16 protein-coding genes are annotated in these 24,486 nt (G+C 38.6%); 5 read left to right on the top strand and 11 right to left on the bottom strand.

Going from position 1 to position 24,486, the window contains the following annotated elements; translation table 11 throughout:
- Positions 1-101: 101 nt before the first annotated feature.
- The 5 genes from IM793_RS23790 to IM793_RS23770 form a co-directional block, all read right to left on the bottom strand.
- The gene (locus IM793_RS23790) at positions 102-1,895 is read right to left on the bottom strand and encodes an acyl-CoA dehydrogenase family protein (protein WP_193425867.1); all 1,794 of its coding nucleotides are present in this window, start codon (positions 1,893-1,895) and stop codon (positions 102-104) included.
- A gap of 201 nt (positions 1,896-2,096) precedes the next feature.
- Positions 2,097-2,450 (bottom strand): four helix bundle protein, encoded by a 354-nt coding sequence (locus IM793_RS23785; protein ID WP_193425865.1) that lies wholly within the window; start codon positions 2,448-2,450, stop codon positions 2,097-2,099.
- 109 nt (positions 2,451-2,559) lie between these two features.
- Positions 2,560-3,735: an acetyl-CoA C-acyltransferase gene (locus tag IM793_RS23780; RefSeq protein WP_121283947.1), complete on the bottom strand. Its 1,176-nt coding sequence runs from the start codon at positions 3,733-3,735 to the stop codon at positions 2,560-2,562.
- A gap of 130 nt (positions 3,736-3,865) precedes the next feature.
- The gene (locus IM793_RS23775) at positions 3,866-6,271 is read right to left on the bottom strand and encodes a 3-hydroxyacyl-CoA dehydrogenase/enoyl-CoA hydratase family protein (RefSeq protein WP_193425863.1); all 2,406 of its coding nucleotides are present in this window, start codon (positions 6,269-6,271) and stop codon (positions 3,866-3,868) included.
- A gap of 78 nt (positions 6,272-6,349) precedes the next feature.
- The gene (locus tag IM793_RS23770; RefSeq protein ID WP_193425861.1) at positions 6,350-6,784 is read right to left on the bottom strand and encodes a MarR family winged helix-turn-helix transcriptional regulator; all 435 of its coding nucleotides are present in this window, start codon (positions 6,782-6,784) and stop codon (positions 6,350-6,352) included.
- 110 nt (positions 6,785-6,894) lie between these two features.
- Here IM793_RS23770 and IM793_RS23765 point away from each other — a divergent pair, with 110 nt between their 5' ends.
- A complete protein-coding gene (locus IM793_RS23765; protein ID WP_193425859.1) occupies positions 6,895-7,872 on the top strand; it encodes a hypothetical protein in 978 nt (325 codons plus the stop codon).
- 425 nt (positions 7,873-8,297) lie between these two features.
- Here the strand turns inward: IM793_RS23765 and IM793_RS23760 are convergent, their stop codons facing one another.
- The 4 genes from IM793_RS23760 to IM793_RS23745 form a co-directional block, all read right to left on the bottom strand.
- Entirely contained in the window at positions 8,298-9,620 is a 1,323-nt protein-coding gene (locus tag IM793_RS23760) for a DUF6089 family protein (protein WP_193425857.1), read from the bottom strand.
- Between the two features lie 314 nt (positions 9,621-9,934).
- The gene (locus IM793_RS23755) at positions 9,935-11,644 is read right to left on the bottom strand and encodes a DUF885 family protein (protein ID WP_193425854.1); all 1,710 of its coding nucleotides are present in this window, start codon (positions 11,642-11,644) and stop codon (positions 9,935-9,937) included.
- Between the two features lie 137 nt (positions 11,645-11,781).
- On the bottom strand, positions 11,782-13,503 hold the full coding sequence (gene ggt, locus IM793_RS23750) for a gamma-glutamyltransferase (protein ID WP_193425853.1): 1,722 nt from the start codon (positions 13,501-13,503) through the stop codon (positions 11,782-11,784).
- Positions 13,475-15,250 (bottom strand): long-chain fatty acid--CoA ligase, encoded by a 1,776-nt coding sequence (locus IM793_RS23745; protein ID WP_193425851.1) that lies wholly within the window; start codon positions 15,248-15,250, stop codon positions 13,475-13,477. The genes ggt and IM793_RS23745 overlap by 29 nt, the downstream gene beginning before the upstream one ends.
- Positions 15,251-15,504: 254 nt before the next feature.
- Here IM793_RS23745 and IM793_RS23740 point away from each other — a divergent pair, with 254 nt between their 5' ends.
- Positions 15,505-15,981 (top strand): hypothetical protein, encoded by a 477-nt coding sequence (locus IM793_RS23740; protein WP_132403078.1) that lies wholly within the window; start codon positions 15,505-15,507, stop codon positions 15,979-15,981.
- 225 nt (positions 15,982-16,206) lie between these two features.
- Here the strand turns inward: IM793_RS23740 and IM793_RS23735 are convergent, their stop codons facing one another.
- Positions 16,207-16,593 (bottom strand): hypothetical protein, encoded by a 387-nt coding sequence (locus IM793_RS23735; protein WP_193425849.1) that lies wholly within the window; start codon positions 16,591-16,593, stop codon positions 16,207-16,209.
- Positions 16,594-16,758: 165 nt separating this feature from the next.
- Positions 16,759-18,588, bottom strand: a complete 1,830-nt coding sequence (locus IM793_RS23730) for a M61 family metallopeptidase (RefSeq protein ID WP_193425847.1) — start codon at positions 18,586-18,588, stop codon at positions 16,759-16,761.
- Positions 18,589-18,933: 345 nt separating this feature from the next.
- Between IM793_RS23730 and IM793_RS23725 the strand changes: the two genes are divergently transcribed.
- From IM793_RS23725 to IM793_RS23715, 3 genes are read left to right on the top strand one after another with little or no spacing between them, the layout of a single operon-like run.
- Entirely contained in the window at positions 18,934-20,031 is a 1,098-nt protein-coding gene (locus tag IM793_RS23725) for an efflux RND transporter periplasmic adaptor subunit (protein ID WP_193425844.1), read from the top strand.
- A 2-nt stretch (positions 20,032-20,033) separates the two neighbouring features.
- Positions 20,034-23,144 (top strand): efflux RND transporter permease subunit, encoded by a 3,111-nt coding sequence (locus IM793_RS23720; RefSeq protein ID WP_193425842.1) that lies wholly within the window; start codon positions 20,034-20,036, stop codon positions 23,142-23,144.
- 1 nt (position 23,145) lies between these two features.
- Positions 23,146-24,456 (top strand): TolC family protein, encoded by a 1,311-nt coding sequence (locus IM793_RS23715; RefSeq protein ID WP_193425840.1) that lies wholly within the window; start codon positions 23,146-23,148, stop codon positions 24,454-24,456.
- Positions 24,457-24,486 lie beyond the last annotated feature (30 nt).

Here is a 24,486-nt window from a genome sequence, read left to right as displayed (position 1 = left end):
CAGCATGACAATGTATTCTAGGCCTCTGCAGAATAAAAAAAGGGTTTAAGGTTTAGGTTATGCACCCAATCCTTAAACCCTCCGCCTTTCAGCCCTCTACCTTAAAAAATATATTTATTTGCTTCAATAAGCTGCTGCGCAACTCTTTGACGGGCATCCTTTACATTAAACGGCTCTACTTTTGTAAAGCGGCGCAAGCCAACCAACATCATCCGTTGCTCATCGCCTTCGGCAAAAGCCCAAAGTGCTTCTTTACCTGCTTTGGCAACACCGTCAACCGCTTCTACTAAATAAATTCTTAATAAATCTAACTGGCCTGCAACTGCTTCCTCTCCACGTGTGCTTGCCAATTTTTCTGTTCTTAACAGTGCAGATTCTAGCACATAAACATAACTGGCCATGTCGGCAATGTTCATTAATATTTCCTGCTCTTTGCTTAAGGTCATCATCAATTTTTGAACCGCAGCACCAGCTACCATTAAAGTTGCTTTTTTCAAATTCGAGAGTACCTTTTTCTCTGCAGCAAATAAGGCCGTATCTTCTTCACCAAAATCAGGGATGCTCATCAGTTCGGCTGCTACGGCAGTGGCTGGCGTCATTAAATCCAATTCGCCTTTCATAGCGCGTTTTAGCATCATGTCAACGGTTAACAATCGGTTAATTTCGTTTGTACCTTCGAAAATCCGGTTGATACGGGCATCGCGGTAAGCCCTATCCATTGGCGCATCGGCACTAAAGCCCATACCACCATAAATCTGCACACCTTCATCTACTGTGTAGTCTAATGCTTCAGAGCCCCATACTTTTAAAATGGCACACTCTACCGCAAATTGCTCTACTGATTTTAACCTGGCTTTGCCCGATTCCATTCCGCCTGCAACCAATTGATCGTAAGTATCATCAATATTCTGTCCGGCACGATAGTTTGCCGAATCAACAGCATAAAGTTTAGCAGCAATTTCTGCAATTTTAAAACGAATCGCGCCATATTTAGAAATTGGGCGGCCAAACTGAATCCTTTCATTCGAATAATTAATCGCTGTGTTCAAAGTTGCTTTTGATGCACCAATAGCAGCCGCAGATAATTTGATACGGCCAATGTTTAAAATATTTACCGCGATTTTAAATCCATTTTCCCTGTCACTCAACATATTCTCAACAGGTACCAGGCAATCATTAAAGAAAACCTGACGGGTTGAAGATCCTTTAATCCCCATTTTGTGCTCTTCCGGATTCATGGTGATGCCACCGAAATCTTTCTCCACAATAAATGCAGTTAAGTTTTTATCATCATCAATTTTCGCGAAAACGATAAAAATATCGGCAAAACCACCATTGGTAATCCACATTTTCTGCCCAGTAATGATATAGTGTTTACCATCGTCGCTCAGTTTGGCCTTGGTTTTACCAGAGTTCGCATCCGAACCCGAGTTTGGCTCAGTTAAGCAGTAAGCGGCCTTCCATTCGCCCGAACCTAACTTAGGGATATATTTTGCTTTCTGTTCTTCGTTACCATAATATAGAATCGGCAAAGTGCCTATGCCTGTATGAGCAGAAAGTGCTACAGCAAAAGAGTGGCCTGCACCTACCACATCTGCAACCAACATGGAAGTATTGAAGTTTTTACCAAAACCACCGTACTCTTCCGGTACTGAAACACCTAAGATACCCAATTCGCCAGCTTTGGTTAAAAGTGTTGGCATTAATTCAGGATCTTCCTGTTTATCAATTTTATCTAAATTGGGATAAACTTCAGCTGCCAGAAAATCGCGACAGGTTTGTGCAATCATCTGCTGCTCTTCATCAAATTCTTCAGGGATAAATACTTCCTGATAAGTGGTATCCTTAATTAAGAATTCACCGCCTTTAATTGTTTTTTTTTCAGTTGTTTCCATTTTAATAGTCTCTAGTAATGAGTATCTGGTATCAAGACAAAGCTTAACACTAGATATCACTAAATTTTAATATTGGGCAGCTATCATCAGGCATCAAAACTGTGTTCAAAAACTTGATATCGCTTTATTATTCTTTTCTATTATTTCCTTTATTCAATTTCTTTTATTCAATCCGGACACTTTATACTCAAACCTTAATGCTTACACTTTGATATTTCTATCCAAAGCATAAACCATTTTTTGAATCTCAGTAGTTTTCTCAATCAAATCGGCTGATAATTCATCATCTAGTAATTCAAGTCGATTTGAAATAATCAATTGTGTCTCTAACTCAAAAGCTGAACCTTGGCTTATGTTCAAAAAATATTTGAATTGAGCACCACTTCCTCTACCAGAACCCTCAGCTATATTCGAAGGAATTGATACCGAACATCTTTTCATTTGCGAAATCAATCCAAATCTCTCTTCAGTCGGCAAGAGCGATGTCGCTTTATAAACTTCAACAGCTAAGTCGATTGATTTTTTCCAGACTTTTAGTTCTTTAAAATTGTGCATATACTTTAGTATTTAAATTATGAATACAAATACGTTTGGGGATGATTTTATAAATTGTTAGAAACCTTTTATTCAATCTCGATACTTGATACTCATATCTCGATACTATCTAAAAAAGTTCAAATATCCCCGCTGCACCTTGTCCGGTTCCTACGCACATGGTCACCATTCCGTATTTTTTGTTTTGTCTTTTTAATTCATTCATAATCTGCACGGTCAGTTTTGCACCGGTACAGCCCAGCGGATGGCCTAGTGCAATTGCACCACCGTTTACATTAATTACATCAGGGTTTAAATCCAGTGTTCTGATTACGGCTAATGATTGTGATGCAAAAGCTTCATTCAGTTCAATTAAATCGATATCTTCTTTTTTCAAACCTGCTTGTTTTAATGCCTTTGGAATCGCCTCAATTGGGCCAATCCCCATGATGCGCGGCGGAACACCTGCGACACCATAACTTACCAACCTGGCAATAGGCTCGGCATTCAATTCCTTCATTTTCTTTTCAGAAACCACCAGCACAAAGGCTGCACCATCAGATGTTTGCGATGAATTACCTGCGGTTACACTCCCAACGGCATCGAATACAGGTTTCAGTTTCGCCAACTTTTCTAAAGTAGTATCTGCACGCGGACCTTCATCGGTATCAACCACGTAAGAACGGGTTTTCTTTTTCAGGTTGGCATCAAGATAATTTTCATTTACCGTGATTGGCAAAACACCATCTTTTAAATGACCGTTTTTTATAGCGTGAATAGCTTTCTCATGAGATTTTAACGAAAATGCATCCTGATCTTCACGACTCACATTATATTCTTTGGCTACTGCTTCGGCGGTTAAGCCCATGCCCCAATACCAGTCTGGATTGTTTTTTGCCACCTCTGCATTAGGCACCAGTTTCCAGCCACCGAAAGGCATTCCACTCATTACCTCAACGCCACCTGCAATGATACAATCGGCCATGCCAGCCTTAATTTTAGCAACTGCAGTGGCAATGGTATCTAAACCCGATGCACAGTAGCGGTTCACCGTAACACCAGGAACTTTATCGGTATCTAAACCCATTAGGGAGATCATACGGCCAATATTTAAGCCTTGCTCTGCCTCTGGTGTAGCGTTACCTACTATTACATCATCAATCTGTTCGTTATCTAAATTCGGAACTGATGCCACTAAAGCCCTGATTACCTCTGCGGCTAAATCATCAGCTCTTGTAAAACGGAATACGCCACGGGGTGCTTTACCCACTGCTGTACGATATCCGGCTATAATATATGCTTCCATTGTTTAGTATCTAGTAGTTAGAATCAAGTATTGAGACTTAATTCTAGCATTATTATTTTATTTGTTATTTACTATGAGTAATTTTTTTCGACAATCGTATCTTGATACTGATATCTCAACGTTTAACTCACTAATTCCTCAACGGTTTCCCTTTTGTAATAATACTTTGAATCCTTTCCAAACTCTTCCTTTCACCCGCTAGTGATAGAAAAGCTTCTCTTTCCAGGTCCAATAAGTATTGCTCGGTTACTTCTGTTGGCGCAGATAAATCACCACCACACATTACATAACCTAATTTCTCGGATATTTTTTTATCGTGTTCAGAAATGAAATGTCCGGCGTACATGCTGTTTGCACCTGCATAAACAATTCCTAAACCTTGCTTTCCTAATACTTTAATATCATTACGTTGTACGGGTTTGGTATATCCTGCATCGGCAAGTTCTATCGCTTTAGCTTTTGCATCGGCCAATAAACGGTTCCGGTTCATAGAGATCGAGAATTTATCTTTTTGCAGATAACCCAGTTCGTAGGCTTCGTAACCTGAAGTGGAAACTTTAGCCATACCAATGGTTAAGAAACGATCTTTCAAAGCATTCTGGACAATCTGGTCGTCTTTAAATTCATCAGAAGCACGCAAAGCAAATTCTTTTGTTCCGCCGCCACCAGGAATAACGCCCACACCAAATTCAACCAAACCCATATAAGTTTCGGCCGATAGCTGTACGTGATCGGCATGCAAGCTAAACTCGCAACCACCGCCCAAGGTTAAATTGTGTGGCGCCACCACAACCGGAATAGAAGAATAACGGATGCGCATTGAGGTATTCTGGAACATCCTGATCGCCATGTTCAATTCATCCCACTCCTGCTCCACCGCCATCATAAAAATCATCCCCACATTTGCTCCGGCAGAAAAATTTGCCCCATCGTTCCCGATCACCAAACCGCGGTAATCTTTCTCGGCCATATCAATCGCTTTGTTGATACCTGAAATCACATCACCGCCAATAGTATTCATTTTGGTGTGGAATTCTACATTCAGAATGCCATCTCCTAAATCAATAATCGAAACACCTGAATTTTTCCAAAGGGTTTTATTCTCACGGAGGTTATCTAAAATGATAAATTCATCTGTACCCGGTAATGCTTTATAGCTTTTAGAAGGGATATCGTAATATTTTTTAACGCCGTTTTCTACTTTATAGAATGAAGTATTTCCAGCATCGAGCATTTCGTGTACCCAAGCCGCAGCTTTATTCCCATATTGCTCCATTCCTTCGATGGCTTCTTTTACGCCAACGGCATCCCAAAGTTCGAAGGGGCCAAGCTCCCAGCCAAAACCAGCTCGCATGGCATCGTCAATACGATACAATTCATCAGAAATTTCAGGGATTCTATCTGATACATATTCAAATAAACCGAAAGAAGAATGACGGAACAATTCACCTGCCTTATCTTTTCCTTTGGCAAAAATCTTCATCCGATCACGAAGGTTCTCCACCGGCTTGGTCATTTCTAAAGTCGCCGATTTTACTTTTTGCTGAGGCTCATATTCAAGGGTTTTTAAATCTAAAGCCAGGATTTCGGTTTTACCGTCAGCAGATTTGGTTTTTTTATAGAAACCTTGTTTAGTTTTATCGCCAAGCCATTTGTTCTCTTCCATTTTTTGCACGTATGCAGGAAGTTTAAACAAATCGTGTGCTTTATCATCCGGACAGTTATCATACAGTCCCTTCGCCACTTTGATCATGGTATCTAAACCTACCACGTCAGACGTACGGAAAGTAGCCGATTTTGGTCTGCCCAATGCTGGCCCTGTAAATTTATCAACCTCTTCTACTGTCAGATCCAGTTTTTCAACCAAATGCAACAATGCCATAATAGAATAAACACCTACCCGGTTAGCAATAAAGGCTGGCGTATCTTTACATAAAACAGTTGTTTTACCTAAAAACTTATCACCATAATGCATCAGGAAATCAACAATTTCTGGCTGCGTATGCGGCGTAGGAATAACCTCCAATAATTTTAAATAGCGGGGCGGATTGAAAAAGTGAGTTCCGCAGAAATGCGATTTAAAATCTTCACTTCTTCCCTCAGCCATTAAATGAATAGGAATACCAGAAGTATTTGAAGTGATTAAAGTACCTGGCTTACGGAATTGCTCTACCTGTTCGAAAACTTTTTTCTTGATATCAAGATTTTCGACAACAACTTCAATTACCCAATCGTAATCTGCAATTTTCGACATATCATCGTCGAAATTCCCAGTCTTGATTTTATTTAATGCTTTTTTGGTATAAACTGGCGATGGATTTGTTTTTACAGCCGTTTGCAAAGCTGTATTTACAATCCGGTTTTTTACAGCTGGGTTATCCAGGGCTAATCCTTTTGCCTGCTCTTCAGGACTCAAATCTTTAGGGGCAATATCCAGTAGCAAAACCTCAACACCAATATTGGCGAAGTGGCATGCAATACGGGAACCCATAATACCTGAACCTAGAACAGCAACTTTATTAATGCTTCGTTTCATCAGTATATATTTTTCTTTTTATGGTCCGATGTAACCTGTTATGTAAAAATTACACAGCAGATTTCATGATTATATTTGTTAATCAACAGTATAGGCTACTGTGATATCATTTAGTTTGACAAGCAGGTTAATAAAAGTTTCTTTTTCTTTTTTCGAAAAATGCTCATCAAGATATTCATTAAATTTTCGCACAACTCCCTTGGCCAAATGTTTTTTCTCTTTACCAAAATCAGTCAGAAAAACCTTTACCGAACGTTTATCACCTGCAGATGTTTCACGGTAAATGAGATCAGCCTCTTCCATGTTATTTAACATACGGGATAAACTGGTTGCTTTAACCCCAAGCAAGCCGGCCAAATTCGATACTGCAGTTCCCTCAACATCATCTATATTAATAAGCATATAACCAATGGCCTGGGTAATTCCGAAACCAGATGCCATTTGATTGTACTTATTAAACATATTTTGCCAGGCAAACTTAACATGGTAATCTATGGTTTGTTGTTGTTTCATTTTCACTAATTTATTATGCTTGCATAACAAAGCTAATGAATGTATTTTGTTAATGCAATAGAAAAATTCAAAATATTTGTCAAATTTTTCTTATCATAGTCATACACAAAATGAAAACACGTTATATGTTAAAAGTAAAACAAATACTCTTGTTTAGTCTATTTATTTTATGGACTACAATTTGCCAAAGCCAGGTATCTTATTTCGGAAAAGCCCTGTTAAACAGTCACAAATTAGAGGTTTTCAAAAAGACAACCACCTTATTTACTTTGCAGTATGCTGATTATGCTGAGCTGGAAAAATTTGATCAGGCCATTAAAAAAAACTGGACAATTACACCATATAAAATTATTAAGCCCGAAGAGCTGGCCCGTTATGATACGCTTGCAAATTATTCAGTTTTTTATTTCGATGCTTATGCAGAGGAGTCAGACAGTACATCCAACGTGAATATAATTTACGCACTGAAATTATTAACGCCATCTAAAAAGCCCAGGGTAAAGGAAGAAAGTATATTGGCAACAGTTGCACTTTTTGCTGATGCTAATACCAATCTGCTGGTCAGAACGCAAGACCAACAATATGGGAGCAAAAAAAGTATAAAAAGTAATATTTTATCATATTTCTATAACAAGTCTAGTTTCTTTAACTGGTCGCCAGGCTTTTTAACGGGTTATTTAAAACAGATTAATGATGGATTGCTTGCAAATGAAAACTGCAGTATAGATTATCAATTTTACAATAAAGTACGCTTACCTGAATTGGCAAAGGAAACACTTTATATACCCGAATATATTAAGGAAGTGTTTTCTTCAAGATTAACACTTCTACCAGCATCAGGTATTATTGCTGAACCTTATAATTACAAACTTAAATTCATATCGTACAAAGAACTTGATAGTTTAATTCTGAATAAAACTGCCAATGTTAAATATGTAGTTTACACACAGCGATCCAGCGATAAAATAATTAGTATATATGATAGCAAAGACGATAAGATTATTTATCAGCGCTTTTATCCGCAATCAACAAATTTTGAGATGAATGATTTAAGCGAGATTAAAAAGGTAATTGTTTCACTTAAATAATATCTATTGCGCTGTCATTCTGAACGCAGTGAAGAATCCCTGACAAAAGAGCCACTAGTTTTATTATTTCAAAAGACTGTTGCGTTAGAATTAGTTTAACAAAGATCCTTCACTGCACTACCATTGACAGACTCCACTAGAGTGGTCGTCATCTCGACCGCAGCAAAGCGAAGTGGAGAGATCTATCAAAACAGATTTCTCGACTGCGTTGCACTCCGCTCGAAAGGACGGTAACACGAGGAATTTTTACATGTAGATTAATTACTGTTATTTATATTGATTTTTATAAAATAAATTACCCCTCAGGATGACAAATTTGTTTTTATGAATACTAAGCAAAAAACAGCTGGTTATTATAAACAAAACCTCTTAAACCAAAAAAGTCCCGATTTTCATCGGGACTTTTTAAATGCTGTTAAAACAGACTAGTAAAGTGTAAACTCTACACGACGGTTTTGCTGACGGCCTTTTGCTGTTTTATTGGTAGCAATTGGTTGGCCCATACCGTAACCAGTAGCTTCAATACGTGATGCATTTGCACCTTGAGAAACTAAGTAAGCTTTTACAGATTCTGCTCTGTCTTTAGATAAACGCAAGTTTAATTCTTTTGAACCTGTATTATCTGTATGACCAGCTAATTTTAAGCTAAAGTTTTTCTGAATCAATAATGCAGCAACTCTGTTTAAAGAAGCATAAGATTTAGAACGGATTGTTGCTTTACCTAAATCGAATTCCAAGTTTTTAATCGCTTCGTTAACCACTTTACGATCTTCTTCAGTTACGATTACTTTTTCTACAACTTTTTCTGGAGTTTTTAACGGGCAACCAGCACCATCAACAACAGTTCCTGCTGGTGTATCCGGACATTTATCTAATTTATCAGCAACACCATCTCCATCTGTATCTTTTAGGATGTCGTTCATTTCTGAACGTAGTTTTGCATTCTCAGCTTTTTGAGCATTCAAATCAGATTTTAAACCATCTGCAGTTTGTCTTGCTTTTAATGCTTCATCATAAGTTAAAGCTACCGGATTGTGGAAAGCCAATTGTTTTCCGGTACCTAAAGCAAATTCTAAACCAGCATATGCATAGTTGTATTTATCATTACCACCTCTGTAGTAACCGTCTAAGTTGTCGCCATCAAGGAATGTAATTGTCCAACCTAAATCGAAGTTAACCGCATCAGAGATTTTAAACTTAGCACCTAAACCTACAGGAATAATCAATTCATTGATGTTTTTATCACCTGCATATAAAAAAGTACCACCTGCCGTGGTAATAGTAGGTTTATAACCTGCAATACCAGCACCGGCAGAAGCATAAAGTTGTAAAGCATTCTCTTTTTTAAACATATCGATATTGAACATGTTTACTACAGCATTTAAACTTCCTGAATAAGATAATTGAGTATCGAAAGCTTTTACAGGAGAGTTGTTTACCACACCATTTTCATAAGGCTCGGTATTATCGCCTTTTAATTTACCGCGAACTCCATCTAAGCGAAGAGAGAAATAAGGTGTAAATTGTTTTTTAATGTAAAGGCCATAACCGAAACTTGATTTGTTATTACTGAAATCATTTTTTCCACCCAATGGTGATAATGGTGTAAGTACACCGGCGTTTACGCCGACAGACCAGGTTCTGAAAGTTGTTGTTGAAGTTGCAGGGCTTTCTTGAGCTGAGGCAACCGACCCAATCAATAAACCAGCGAGTGCAACTGGTAGGGTTTTGAATAATTGTAGTTTCATAATTTTCTGTATAACGTTGGATAGCGTCTCTCAGTCTTTACAATAGCCATACCAAAAATATAATTAGGTAAAAATACTTATCAACTTTTCAACACTAATTACCTATGAAGCAAATGTGTAGAAATAAAAAAAAATCGTTAAAAAAGTAAGCACACCACTAAAAGCGCCTCATTGTATGGATTTCTATAAAAAACTTAAGTTTCAGACTTCAAAATCTGTTTCAACAGCCATTTTACAGATCAATGTTAATAAATATTTACAGTTTTCTCCTTTGGGTCGATTATCACCTGATGTTGTATCTACCTTATTATATATCAATTGATATCACCGGCAAATTTCCATCTGGTACTAAAATTTTCTGGCAATTGCTGGTTGGTTAATAAGGCTCTTACCATTTCTACGGGCATATTATTTTCGTGCAGTATGCGATTATGAAACTCGATATTGGTCATTTTACCGCTTTCTACCAATTCTTTGTGCAACGCCCTAAATTGTAATCCGCCTAACATGTATCCAATTTGATACAATGGCCCATACCCACCGGTAAAAGATCTGCGTACTTCAGCTGCTGCATTGGCACGTTCAAAACCTACACGATCTACTAAAAAGTCGATACACTGCTGAGGTGTCCATTTACCTAAATGGTAATTCATCGAAAAAATAATACGCGCACAGCGGTGCATGCGCCAAAAAAGCATTCCAATTTTATCCTCCGGAGATTTTGCAAAATTCTGGTCCCACAGCAACATCTCCCAGTACAGCGACCAGCCTTCCGTCCAGAAAGGAGTACCAAATACTTTGCGATAAGACTTGTAGCGGCTTTGCATAAAATATTGGAGGTTGTGTCCCGGAATAAGTTCATGAAAAACTACGGCTCTGGAAAAATGCCTGTTATTACCGCGCAGGGTCATCATTTTCGCATCTTCGCTCATGTCTTCTGTCGGATAAGCAATTAATACGGATTCGCCACCCAGGAAAAACGGAGCAAATAATTGTTCCTTCGGACTTAACATGCGCATGCGCCACCCTTCTTTGGCCAGGGAAGGAATGACGATGAGTTTATTTTTTTCTACAAAATTGATGGCTTCATTGGCTAGTTCATAAACAAGTTCAGGCTGTTTACCTAACTCAGGATAATCGGTTTTGACCTTTTCCAATGCTTTTTTCCAATCGTTACCAAAGCCCATTGATTGGGAGGCTTTAAGCATTTCGGCATCACACCAGGCAAATTCCCTTATTGCAATAGCCTCAATCTGCTCAGGCGTATAAGCAATCATCTCATCGTTTAAGCTGCTTAGTAAAGCTGTTCTTCCTATCGGATTACCAATAATACCACTTCCATCATCTTTGGCATTTGAGGGTTTAGCTATTTTATCCAGTACAACAGCGTATTCCTTTAATGCATCTACTACATCCGGATAAACTGCTTTTGTGGCTTTGGTAAATTGCGGATCGTAACCATCATAAAATTTATAAGCTTCAGTAAATACAGTCAGGTATTGATTCACAGTTTGCTGCGCCCATGAAGCCTGTACCGGTGTCACAATCAAATCTTTATTTTTTACTGCCTTTGTAGTTTTCTGAATAGCCTCTTTCAGTTGTTCAAACTGTTGCTGGATAATTTTACCGTCTTGTTGTGTACCAATCCTTCGTTTTGCCTCAAAATCTAATACTATTTTGGCAAAAGGCAAAGTAAAAATATTGCTTTTAAATTCGGTGTATTGCTGTTGCAAAATGGCCGAATCTGATCGAATGTCACGTTTAAGCAAAATGTAATCTACCCTTTCGTTTACGGTTAGCTTTTTAAAAGGCAATGCCCTTAACTGCTTTTGCCATTCGGTATAAAAGCTTTCCATCCGCTTAAAGTATTCAGCCGATTGCTTGAGCGTATATTTACGGTTAAGCATGGTCTCGTCTGATTGGTATTGATTAATCAGTGGACTTACCAGGCTGGCTTCATTAGTTTGAGCGTGTGATTGTACCGCAACGGTCAGAAACAAAAATAGAGAAAATAGTTTGCGCATAGCGATCTGGTCATTTTGAATTGGTTGATGCAATATAACTAAACCACTAAGCATTGCTGCAGGGCAGCTATGTAACTTATTTAAAGATATTAGATTAAATTAACTCAGGCAGATCATACTTTGTTACGCTAAAATGGCTACCAGCCAATAGCCTTATCATCCCCTCTCGGATCGGCACCACCCTGATAGTTGCCCCAATTTGTCCTTAAAATGGCATCAACCCTCCCAATTGGGCCTCTTTGAAAGATTTTATAACCTTTTGCTTTTAATTTTTCTATTGATAAGCTATCGATAGCATCTTTTTCTATATACACCTCATCCGGTAGCCATTGATGATGAAACTTTTTAGCAGCCACAGCAGATTGCATAGACATATCGAAATCGATTACATTAATAATGGTTTGAAATACGGAAGTGATAATGGTTGATCCGCCTGGCGTACCCACCACCATAAATAGTTTTCCATCTTTCTCCACAATGCTCGGTGTCATAGAACTTAACATTCGCTTATTAGGCGCAATGGCATTTGCTTCTCCCCCTACCAAGCCATACATATTGGGTGCTCCAGGCTTAACAGAAAAATCGTCCATTTCGTTATTCAACAAAAACCCAGCCCCTTTTACGGCAACTAACGATCCGTAAGAACCATTTAAAGTAGTGGTAATGGAAACGGCATTTCCATCGCGGTCTACAATGGAGAAATGTGTGGTTTCTTCGTGCTCTGCTCCTTTTATTTCTCCAGCCAAAACAGCACTACTTGGTGTTGCTGCTGCCCAGCTAAAGTTTGCCATACGGTTTTTGTTATAGTCGGCGCTCAACATTTGTTGTTGTGGAACCGCATAAAAATCAGGATCACCTAAATGTGTCGCCCGATCGGCATACACTCTTCTTTCAGCTTCTACCATTACCTGTACCGTTGAATCGGCATTATGCCCCCATTTTTTTAAAGGATAAGGCTCTACAGATTGGAGCAATTGGATTAAGGCTATACCTCCACTCGAAGTAGGCGGCATGGTAATAATTTTATAACCTCTATAATTCCCTGTAATGGGTTTACGCCAGGTAGCGTGATAATTTTTTAAATCTTCTTTTGTTATGAGTCCTTTGCCACGCTTCATTTCTGCTACAAGCGAATCAGCCACAGCGCCTTCATAAAAACCTGCCCTGCCTTTTTCCTGGATCTGTTTTAGGGTATTACCCAATTCTTGTTGAATCAGAAGATCATTTTCCTGCCAGGTTTTTTCTAAATTTACAAAGGCCGTTCCATTTGGATTAAAATCCATAAATTGTCTGTGCAAACTATTCAATTCACCAGCCTGCCGTTTGGTAATTTTAAAACCGTTTTGCGCCAGGTCTATTGCTGGCTGCAATACCTGAGCCCAGGAAAGCTTTCCATATTTCTTGTGTGCCTCTACCATACCATCTACTGATCCTGGTACGCCCGCAGCTAAATGACCATAAAGGCTTTTATCTACAATTGGATTGCCGGCCGAATCGAGATACATATCTCTGCTGGCTGCTGCTGCTGCTTTTTCTCTAAAATCTAAGGCATTTATTTCGCCGTTTGCACCGCGGTAAACCATAAAACCACCCCCACCAATATTCCCCGCGTTTGGGTAAACCACAGCCAGCGCGAACTGAACAGCAACAGCTGCATCAACTGCATTTCCTCCCTTTTTCAAAATAGCGATCCCCACTTGCGATGCTTCGGGATGGGCAGAAACCACCATTCCATTTTTATATTCACCACTGTTGTTTTTGCCCAATTGCCCGGTTACACAACCAGCCAATAACAGCACAACACTTAGGTATGTTAATGATCTTTTAAAGTTATTGAGGGGCCTTATAGCTTTCTGCATCCTTATATATTTTTTCGATTACCGCATTGTTTTTCTCGGTAATCACCTTTCTTTTTAAACTTAATTTTGGGGTAAGCTCGCCACCGTCAATGCTCCACTCTTTAGGTAACAGTGCAAATCTTTTTACCTGTTCCCATTTACCAAAACCCACATTCGCAGCTTCAATAACCTCGTTATATTTAGTGAGTACCTGTTCGTTTTTAATAATCTCTTCATTCGACGTAAAGGTAATGCCTTTTCTGCCTACCCAGGTTTTTAAGGTTTCGAAATTTGGAACAATGAGTGCAGAAGGGAATTTTCTGTTTTCACCCAGAACCATAATCTGTTCGATAAAAATTGATTCTTTATATTTATTCTCCAGCATTTGTGGTGCTACGTATTTACCACCTGCTGTTTTAAACATTTCCTTTTTACGGTCGGTGATTTTTAAAAAGCGACCATAAACCAATTCTCCAATATCTCCGGTATGGAACCATCCTTCCTGATCAACCGCCTCATCAGTTAAGTCAGGTCGGTTGTAATAACCTTTCATCACCTGATGTCCTCTGGTTAAAACTTCTCCATCTGGTGCTATTTTAACTTCCACACCTTTAATTACTTCACCAACCGTACCAAACATGGTTCCGCCTAAATGGTTAACCGTTATTACTGGTGAGGTTTCGGTTAGTCCATAGCCTTCAAAAACAGGCATACCAGCCGCCCAGAAGATTCTGGCTAAACGCGGATTTAGTGCCGCCCCACCGGATACGATCACTACAATTTCGCCGCCCAATGCTTCCTGCCATTTTTTGAAAACAAGCTTACGGGCAATACCCAGTTTGAAGTTATACCAGGCACCCGCATCAATGGTATATTTTTCTGCTAAAGCTACCGACCAGAAGAAAATTCCTTTTTTAATTCCTGTTAATGCTTTACCCTTTTCCATTATCTTATCATACACTTTTTCGAGAAGTCTTGGAACGGTAGAAAACACATTGGGTTTTACATGCTGAATGTCGGCGACAATAGTTTCCATACTTTCGGCATAGTAAATTTCTGTGTGATTGAACAGATATAAATAAATGATCATCCGCTCGAAAATGTGTGATAAAGGCAGAAAACTTAAACCTTTTTTAACGCCTTCTGGTATAACTACAGCCGAGTTTACAAAATTTGCGACTAAGTTATTGTGTGTTAACATTACTCCTTTTGGTGTTCCTGTTGTACCAGAAGTATAAATTAAGGTTAAAACATCTTCGGGTTCCACTTTTGCGCGATATTCTTCCAAATTAATATCCGTATTCGCCTTTCCCAGTTCAATTAACGTATTCCAGTTTTCGGTTTCCGTAATTTCGTTAAAACTATAAATCTTAATATCCGGGTTTATGGCATCGGCACAAGGTTTAATTTTTTTATACAATTCTTCATCCGCTACAAAAATAATGGAGATTTCTGCATCTTTTAGGATAAACTGAATATCGTGCTCGGCTAAAGTTGGATATAAAGGAATCTGATAAGCTCCGATCTGGTTGGCTGCAAAATCGGCAATATTCCACTCAGGCCGGTTATGAGACATTACCGCAACCCTGCCCCCTTTGCCTATACCCTGTTTAATTAATCCACGGCTTAAGTTATCTACAGCGGCACAAAAATCGACTGTACTATAATTTATCCATTTTCCGTTAATTTTTCCGCTGATGAATTCCTGCTTAGGATTTTCGAGGCTGTATTTCAAAAGATCAAAAACCCGTATAATTTCTGCCGCCATATGAATTGTATTATTTGGTTAAGTTAAAAAAATCAAACATAATGATTGCTACCTATTATGCTTTTTTAATGAAAATGACACCTCGTAGTTATTAAAACGCTGTATTTACTTTCTGTTAAAATATTTTAATAAACTTAGCGATTACAAAATTACTATGCAAGCATTGTTTTTATCCAACTGAATTTTTACCTAAAAAATATAATCGGCATTAAAGTTGCTAGGGGATATACTTTAAATTTTAATAAAAAAGTACTATGAAAAAATTATTTACAATTTTAGGATGCATTGCATTATTTGCATTAACAACAACTAGCGTTCAAGCGCAGAATTACAAAAACGCCATTGGTGGTCGTTTTGGAAGTTACAACGGTGTTTCTTTTAAAACTGGCCTAAATAAAGGCGCAATGTTGGAGCTAATTGGTAATTTTAGAAGTAACAGCGGTTTTAGCTGGGTACAATTAACAGGCTTATATGAAGTTTATAATCCAATTAAAGGTGCTGATGGCTTAAATTGGTACTACGGTGGTGGTGCAAGTGTTGGTTCTGTGAAAAATAAAGTTATTGATGAAAGCGACATTTACTTAGGTTTAAACGGTGTTTTAGGTTTAGATTATAAATTTAAAGGCGCTCCAATTAACTTATCATTAGATTGGATTCCTACTTTAAGATTAACTCCTGATACTGATTTTTACAGTGGAGACGTTGGTTTAGGCGTTCGTTTTACTTTCTAAACATTAGAAAAAATTAAAAAAAAACCGTTAAGAAAACTTTTCTTAGCGGTTTTTTTGTGTCAAACTTTTAACGCTTGAAGATTCTGTTTAGGTTTTAGATATACCTTCCAGGCTAGCGCATGGCGCTTGGCGCTAAACGTAAATTAAAGACATAAAAAATGCCGTGAGAAATTAATCTTATGGGATTTTTTATACATACTGTTTTAACTTTAATTGATATTTTAATTATTGATAACACAAGGTAAGCCGTGTTTGGAAACTCATTGCTACATTTTTATTGTTACACCGTGCAGGCACCCAGTTCGGACAGGTTTCTAATAATTTGATCAGGTTACGATCCAATTGCGTATAATCTTTAGGTAGTTTGTTGGAAATACCAACGTTTTTTACACGGCCGGAAGCATCTATTATAAAAGTTGGAAGAACATTTGATTGTAAACGACCATTATTTACTCCATTTAATGAAACATTTGACATAAATTTATAAAATTTAGCAATTCCACCTGGATACTCTGGCATTGTATCTACTTCTGAATACACGAAGAACTTCAATTGTTTGTTATAATAACCCTTACAAGATGCTTGTTGCGCCAAAACTTGATTATCCTTCAAAAATGAAAAGGTTAAAAGGTATAATATAAACAGAAAGAGCTTTATCATATTCGGTATTTGTTAAACAAATATCTTCAATAAAAAATCCTGTAAGAAATTAATCTTACAGGATTTTTATGATGTTTTATATTAACTGTAAATTGAAAACTTTTAACTGAAAATTAACTAAACACCAGTCCATTTTTTTAACACTGCTTTTTGTGCTGGAGTCGCATTTTCGTTTACTGTGGTTTTTAAACGCACACCAGGATTTTCTTTCAAGGTTAAAGAGATTTCTTTTTCAAGACCGTCGCGTCTAACCTTAACTTTCAATATATCGCCAATATTCTTTTTACCTACCAATGGGATTGCATCTAAAGAAATCATCGGGCTTTTTAACCTTACCGTTGCTAGTGCATCACTTAGTGAGGTATCATCTAAACCGAGTACCACATCATTTACGTTTAACCCGCTGATCCAGGCGGCAGAATTTCTTGTGGTAGATGTAATCACCAAACCATCGTTGGTCAACTGGCCAGCAGCACCTGTAACTGGTTTGCCCGGAGTAGCATTCTCAGTCGATACATTTACACCCGCATAACCGAAGTATTTTACATATTCAACATCATCTACTCCATTCACATATTTTGCCCAGAAATTGGTAAAACTGATTCCAGCTATTTTCTCCACCATTGCTTTAAACTCTGCGTCGGTGTAACCGCGTTTTAAAGTTTTGCATTGCAGGTACATGGCTTTCATTACATCATCTAAGCTTTTGGCACCTTTAGTAGCGTTGATAATTTCGAGATCCATTAAAATGCCAATCACTTCACCCTTATTATAATAAGAGATTGAATTGTTTTTGGAGTTCTCGTTCGGGCGATAGCCTATAATCCATGCATCATAGCTAGACGAAGACGCCGATTGGTATTTGGCACCCGGGGTATTTAAAACCGTACCTACACCACCAGCTAAATCCTTCAAAAATTCGTCCACGTCGGTAAAACCGGCACGGTGCATATATTTGTTCTCGTAATAAGAGGTAAAACCTTCGGCAACCCAAAGATTAGTGGTGTAATTTTCGTTATCGTAATCAAACGGACCTAAAGCGACAGGTCGCAAACGTTTCACATTCCATAAGTGGTGATACTCGTGTGCAACCAAACTTAAAAAGCCTTTATATCCTTCAGCGGTATTGTAAGCATTTCTTGTAGCACCTAAAGTAGTAGAGTTTAAGTGCTCTAAACCACCTCCACCTTTTAAGAAATTATGAACAATAAAGAGGTAATATTTATTCGGGTTTTCACCATAAACTGCAGTTTCTTTTTCAACAATTTTGGCCATATCTACTTTTAGCTTCTCTTTATCATAATTACCGCCACCATACATGGCTACTTCGTGACGAACGCCCGCGGCAGTAAATTCGAAAATATCCTGATTGCCCACTTCAATAGGGCTGTCGTAAAGAATATCAAAATCTGTAGCTTTATAAGTAAACTGCTCACCCGCAACCGGAGTTAAACCAGTAGAAACTTTGCTCCAGGTATTAAAAGGAATAATTTTTACCGTACTTGGCGATTTGATCATGCCATCAGGATGCATAAAAATGCCTGTTGGGGATAAGAAAGCATGAGATTCGTCGATAAATGGTGTACGTACTGAAATTTCAAATGCATAAACACGGTAATTGATCCGGATATTAGTAGCCTTTGCCGAGAAAATTCTCCAGGTATTTTTCCTTACCTTTTCAACCTTAACCGCTTTACCTGCTGCAGTAGCCTTAAATTCTTCTACACTTTTTTCAAACTCGCGAACCAAATAAGAACCCGGGGTCCAAACGGGCATTTTTACATCTACATAATCTTTTACCAAGCCAGAAATATTCATCTGAACTTCAGCATAATGTGCCTGCGGCTCTTGAAAAGAAACCTCAAAACCTATTTTTACCTGCGCCTTCGCTGCCATAATACACGTTAGTAGTAAAACTAAACTTAAAATTGATTTTTTATTAAACATATTCACTGTGTTTTGCTGCAAATTTAGATTTATTGATGAGGTTTTAATATAAAATAGCTAAATGTGGTGTAAAATAGTTGTTTCCGTCCGTATTGCATTAGGTGTTCAGCGATTGGCTGAAAATGGCGAGAACTTAACCTATAACGTCATCAAAGCCCAACTTATTGAGTTAGACTTATTATCTTGCACCCTAACTATGGATTTCCGACTTCAGACTTCGAACTAAAATCGGTAACATCCTTAATACAACAAATTTAGGACTAAACTATTTGAATATTTTTACGCTCTAATTCTGGAACATTAATCTTATTTTAATGTTTGGAATACGCACACACAAATATAAACATGAAGAAAAGATATATTATCTATGCTGTTTTAGCTATAGGCCTGGCCTATCTGGTATATTACAGAATTAACGCAAATAAAAAACTTGAAGGAAAAGGTGGCGCATCTGCAGGAGCAGGAAAAGGTAAAGACGGTGGTAAAGGAGGTTCTTCTGCGCCATTGGTAGTTGATGGAATCATCGTAAAACCGGTATCGTTTGACAACGATTTGGAAGTAACGGGCGCCATTGATGCAAACGAATCGGTTGTATTGAAAAGTGAAGTATCAGGATTGGTTACCGGAATTTATTTCCAGGAAGGTACAACAGTAAGTAAAGGAAGTGTGCTGGTAAAAGTAAACGACAGAGATATACAGGCGCAATTGCAGGATGCGCTGACCAAACAAAAGCTTTCTGGAACAAACGAAAACCGGGCAAAACAATTGTTGGCCAAAGGGGCAATCAGTCAGGAAGAATACGACACCTCACTTGCAGATTTAAAATCGTTGCAGGCACAAGCGCAATTAATCAGGGCGCAGCTGGCCAAAACGACTATCCGGGCACCTTTTACAGGCCGGGTGGGTTTACGCAGTATTTCTGCTGGTACTTATTTAACACCTGCTACGGTAATTGCCAACCTGGTGAGTACCAACCCGGTTAAAGTTACCTTTTCTGTTCCGGAGAAATATGCAGGACAGATTAAAGTGAATTCTGAAATCATATTTACTACCGATGGTTCTTCCAAAGAAAATAAAGGAAAAGTTTATGCGATAGAGCCAGGGATTAATGCCGCTACGAGAACATTACAAATCAGGGCACTGGCACCAAATGCAGACAATGCGCTATTACCAGGATCTTTCGCCAAAATTAAACTTGCGCTAAATACCCTTCAAAATGCTATTCTCATTCCAAACGAAGCCGTTGTTCCGGTATTAAAAGGAAAAATCGTGTACATCCAAAAGAATGGTAAAGCAAAGGAAGTTAAGGTAGAAGCCGGTACGCGTACCGATGAAAACATTGTGATTACATCAGGATTAAAAGCTGGCGACACGGTGTTAACCACCGGATCGATGGCTTTAAAAAAAGATGCCCCTGTAAAAGTTCATTTGGTTAAAGAATAATTATGAGCATCTCAACCACGAGTATAAAAAGGCCGGTTCTGGCCATTGTGATGAACTTATTGATTGTCCTTTTCGGGATAATCGGCTATACCTTTTTGGGTGTTCGTGAATACCCTTCAATTGATCCAACCGTAGTTTCAGTAAGAACCTCTTATCCTGGGGCCAACTCCGATATTATCGAATCGCAAATTACCGAACCTTTAGAAAAATCGATCAATTCTATCGATGGGATCCGGAATATTTCTTCATCGAGTAACCAGGGAACGAGCAATATTACCATAGAGTTTAACCTTGATAAAAATATCGAAGAGGCAGCAAATGATGTGCGTGATAAAGTATCGCAAGCTGCCAGAACTTTACCTAAAGATATTGACGGTTTACCAGTTGTAAGTAAGGCCGATGCCAACTCTGATCCGATTTTATCGATGACGATCCAAAGCGATAAACGCAACACATTAGAGTTAAGCGATTTCGCTGAAAACGTAATTGCCGACCGTATCCAAACCATCCCGGGGGTAAGTAGTGTACAAATCCAAGGGCAAAGGAAATATGCTATGCGGATCTGGATGGATCCAAATAAACTCAGTGCTTACGGCTTAACCTCGCAAGATATTGTTACTGCATTAGACAATGAAAATGTAGAGCTCCCTTCAGGAAAAATTACCGGGGCTACTACTGAATTAACGGTTAAGACCTTAGGAAAACTGACAGACGAAAGTCAGTTTAACAACTTAATCTTAAAAGCCGACAGCAATCAGGTAGTTAAACTTAAAGATGTTGGTTATGCAGTTTTAGGGCCAGAAAACGAAGAAACTATTCTTCGCGAATCTGGCAGACCGATGGTGGCCATTGCCATTATCCCTCAGCCAGGAGCCAATTACCTCGATATCAGTAAAGAATTTTACAAACGTTTTGATAAATTAAAAGCTGACATTCCACAGGACATTAAGCTAAAAGTAGCTTTAGATAATACCTTGTTTATTAAACGTTCGGTAACAGAGGTGGCCGAAACCATTGGTTTATCACTGATACTGGTAATTTTGATCATCTATCTCTTTTTTAGAGATTGGGCCATTGCTTTCAGGCCGTTGATCGATATTCCAGTCTCGTTAGTTTTCACTTTCTTCATCATGTATGCCTTTGGCTTCTCCATAAACGTATTGAGTTTACTAGCCATTGTACTGGCTACAGGCCTGGTGGTAGATGATGGTATCGTGGTTACGGAAAATATCTTTAAAAAAGTTGAAGAAGGTATGTCGCCTTTCGAAGCAGCAATAAAAGGATCAAATGAAATCTTTTTCGCGGTAATTTCGATTTCTATTACACTTGCAGCAGTATTTTTGCCGGTAATTTTCTTACAGGGTTTTGTTGGTCGTTTATTCAGGGAATTTGGTGTGGTAATTGGCGCTGCCGTATTGGTATCTGCCTTTGTATCCCTCACCTTAACCCCGATGTTGAATGCCTACCTGATGAAAAAAGGCGGACATAAACCATCAAGGTTTTACAATTGGACAGAGCCTTACTTTGTTAAGCTAAACGATGCCTACGAATCGAATTTGAATAAGTTTTTAGATAAAAGGTGGCTTTCCATTCCGATTATTCTGGTATGTATGGGCTTAATTTTCTTATTCTGGAAGATTTTACCAAAGGAAACTGCCCCTTATGATGATAGAAGTGCAATCAATATCAACGTAACGACACCAGAAGGTGCATCTTTTACCTATACGGATAAGTTTATCATGAAACTGAACCAGTTGGTGATTGATTCTGTTCCGGAGAAAAATGTGAATATTACCATCACCTCACCGGGTTTTGGTGGTTCGGGTTCGGTAAATTCTGGTTTTGTGAGGATGGGCCTGATAGATCCGGAAGAACGTGAGCGTTCGCAAAAAGATATTGCAGATATGCTTACCAGGGTGACTAAAAAATATACCGAAGGTAAAACCATCGTTAACCAGCAACCTACGATTTCCGTTGGACGCCGTGGTGGATTACCCATTAGTTACATCATTCAGGCACAGAATTTTGAAAAGCTACGCGAGAAAATCCCGTTGTTCATGGATGCAGTGGCCAAAGACCCTACATTTACCGTTTCGGATGTGAACCTGAAATTTAACAAACCCGAAATTAACCTAACCATAGACCGTGATAAGGCCAAGAATTTAGGGGTTTCGATTTCTGCCATCGCACAAACCTTAAATCTGGGGTTAAGTGGACAAAGGTTTTCGTACTTTTTTATGAACGGGAAACAATACCAAGTAATTGGTCAGTTTGATCGGGGCGACAGGAAAGACCCATTGGATTTAAGTTCGGTTTATGTACGTAACGATAAAGGCGAACTGGTTCAGCTCGACAACGTGGTTACTGCAAAAGAAGAAAGTAGTCCGCCGCAACTGTACAGGAACAACCGTTTTATTGCAGCAACCGTTTCGGCAGGTTTAGCACCAGGAAAAAGTATCGGCGAGGGTATAGATGCGATGGATGCCATTTCTAAAAAAGTATTGGACGAAACTTTTTCTACTGATTTAAGTGGAGAATCGCGGGATTTTAAAGAAAGTTCATCAAATACTTTCTTCGCCTTTGGTTTAGCCCTTCTATTGGTTTATTTAATCCTTTCTGCACAGTTTGAGAGTTTTAAAGACCCGATTATCATTATTTTAACCGTACCAATGGCCGTTGCCGGTGCATTTTTATCGCTGTGGCTCTGCGGACAAAGCTGGAATATTTTTAGCCAGATCGGAACCATTATGTTAATTGGACTGGTAACCAAAAATGGTATTTTAATTGTTGAATTTGCCAACCAGTTGAAAGAAAAGGGTACTCCGATCCCAGAAGCCATCCGTGAAGCTGCTGTTTCGCGTTTGCGCCCGATTTTAATGACCAGTTTGGCCATTGCCATTGGTGCTTTACCTATTGCCTTAGCTTTAGGTGCCGCTGCAAAAAGCAGGATGAGTATGGGAACCGTAATTGTAGGTGGAACATTGTTCTCACTGGTATTAACCTTATTTGTAATCCCGGCCATTTACTCTTATTGGGCAAAGCCATACAAACCAAACAAAGAATTAAAAGAAGCCCATCGTTTTGAACAAGAAGCTTTACACACCGAAGAATAAGATGAGCAAAAAATTAAAAATATTGATCCTGTTGTTAAGCCTGTCGCTTTCGGGCTTCGCACAAGAAAAACTGAGCTTACAGGAGGCCATCACCATTGCCTTACAGAATAATTACGACATCAAAATCAGCAAAAACCAGATCGATATTGCAAAGAACAATGCCAATATCGGTAATGCGGGAATGTTGCCCAATTTAACCGGAAGTTATACCAATGGCGGAAGTATCCAAAACACCCGTCAAACACCTGCAACAGGCCCTGACCGGGTAATTACAGGTGCAAAAAGTACCAATAACAGCTATGGTGCCGATTTAAACTGGACCATTTTTGATGGTTTTAGCATGTTTGCAAATTATGACCGTTTGAAAGAATTGCAAAAGCAGGGCGAATTAAATTCCCGCTTAACCATTTTAACCACTGTTGCCGATGTAATTAATGCATATTATGATGTAGTGAGGCAACAACAACTGGTTATTGCTGCTGATAGTGCCATGGATGTTTCGGTATTGCGTACCAATATTGCTAAAACCAAATTGCAGCTTGGTCGTGGTTCTAAACTCGATGTATTAACCGCACAGGTTGATTACAATACAGATACTTCAAATTACCTGCAAACCAAAAATGCTTTACAGGTAGCTAAAATTCGTTTAAACCAATTAATGGTTCGTGATATTGGAACAACATTCTCTGTAGAGCCGAATATAGATGTAGATAAAGGCATCTTATATAGTAAAATGGCCGAAATGGCCGGGCAGCAGAACCCAAATGTTCAAAATGCGTTTATTAATCAACGTATTGCTTCCTTAAATTTAAAATCTATACGTGGAGCTCGTTACCCGTCAGTTAGCCTAAACTCTGGTTACAGCAGGGCAAACAGTACCAGCCCAACAGGTTTTAACCAGAAATTTGCTGCTAATGGATTTACTTATGGTGTAACGGCAAGTATCAACTTATTTAATGGTTTTTTACAAAGGCAAAATGAGCGAAATGCCAGGATAGATATTGAAAACTCGAGCTTAACCTTAAGCAAAACCAAACTCGATGTAAGTTCGCAATTGCTTACAGCATATCAAAATTACAGCACTTACCTCGATCTGATTAAATTAGAACAGCGCAATGTAGATATTGCAAAAGAAAACCTTGATATCACGCTGGCAAAATACCGGTTGGGTAGTATCGCTCCTTTAGAACTAAGAGAAGCACAGCGTAATGCCATCGATGCGCAAAACCGTTTCATTGAAATGCAGTATCAGGCAAAAATTGCCGAAACGAACTTAAAAGCAATTAGTGGAAATATAGATTTATCGAAATAGTTTTATTGATTCAATGGTTATTCCTGACTC

Origin of the sequence: Pedobacter sp. MR2016-19, from assembly GCF_014947265.1 — a bacterium.
GTDB lineage: Bacteria > Bacteroidota > Bacteroidia > Sphingobacteriales > Sphingobacteriaceae > Pedobacter.
This window is presented reverse-complemented; position numbering and strand designations above follow the sequence as displayed.

What these genes read in the sequence shown, in the direction of transcription:
- IM793_RS23765 (WP_193425859.1), top strand. Translation starts at nt 6,895, where the DNA reads ATGAAAACACGTTATATGTTAAAAGTAAAACAAATACTCTTGTTTAGT.
- IM793_RS23780 (WP_121283947.1), bottom strand. Translation starts at nt 3,735, where the DNA reads ATGGAAGCATATATTATAGCCGGATATCGTACAGCAGTGGGTAAAGCA.
- IM793_RS23790 (WP_193425867.1), bottom strand. Translation starts at nt 1,895, where the DNA reads ATGGAAACAACTGAAAAAAAAACAATTAAAGGCGGTGAATTCTTAATT.
- IM793_RS23775 (WP_193425863.1), bottom strand. Translation starts at nt 6,271, where the DNA reads ATGAAACGAAGCATTAATAAAGTTGCTGTTCTAGGTTCAGGTATTATG.
- IM793_RS23725 (WP_193425844.1), top strand. Translation starts at nt 18,934, where the DNA reads ATGAAGAAAAGATATATTATCTATGCTGTTTTAGCTATAGGCCTGGCC.
- IM793_RS23730 (WP_193425847.1), bottom strand. Translation starts at nt 18,588, where the DNA reads ATGTTTAATAAAAAATCAATTTTAAGTTTAGTTTTACTACTAACGTGT.
- IM793_RS23760 (WP_193425857.1), bottom strand. Translation starts at nt 9,620, where the DNA reads ATGAAACTACAATTATTCAAAACCCTACCAGTTGCACTCGCTGGTTTA.
- IM793_RS23770 (WP_193425861.1), bottom strand. Translation starts at nt 6,784, where the DNA reads ATGAAACAACAACAAACCATAGATTACCATGTTAAGTTTGCCTGGCAA.
- IM793_RS23755 (WP_193425854.1), bottom strand. Translation starts at nt 11,644, where the DNA reads ATGCGCAAACTATTTTCTCTATTTTTGTTTCTGACCGTTGCGGTACAA.
- IM793_RS23785 (WP_193425865.1), bottom strand. Translation starts at nt 2,450, where the DNA reads ATGCACAATTTTAAAGAACTAAAAGTCTGGAAAAAATCAATCGACTTA.
- IM793_RS23740 (WP_132403078.1), top strand. Translation starts at nt 15,505, where the DNA reads ATGAAAAAATTATTTACAATTTTAGGATGCATTGCATTATTTGCATTA.
- IM793_RS23715 (WP_193425840.1), top strand. Translation starts at nt 23,146, where the DNA reads ATGAGCAAAAAATTAAAAATATTGATCCTGTTGTTAAGCCTGTCGCTT.
- IM793_RS23745 (WP_193425851.1), bottom strand. Translation starts at nt 15,250, where the DNA reads ATGGCGGCAGAAATTATACGGGTTTTTGATCTTTTGAAATACAGCCTC.
- IM793_RS23720 (WP_193425842.1), top strand. Translation starts at nt 20,034, where the DNA reads ATGAGCATCTCAACCACGAGTATAAAAAGGCCGGTTCTGGCCATTGTG.
- ggt (WP_193425853.1), bottom strand. Translation starts at nt 13,503, where the DNA reads ATGCAGAAAGCTATAAGGCCCCTCAATAACTTTAAAAGATCATTAACA.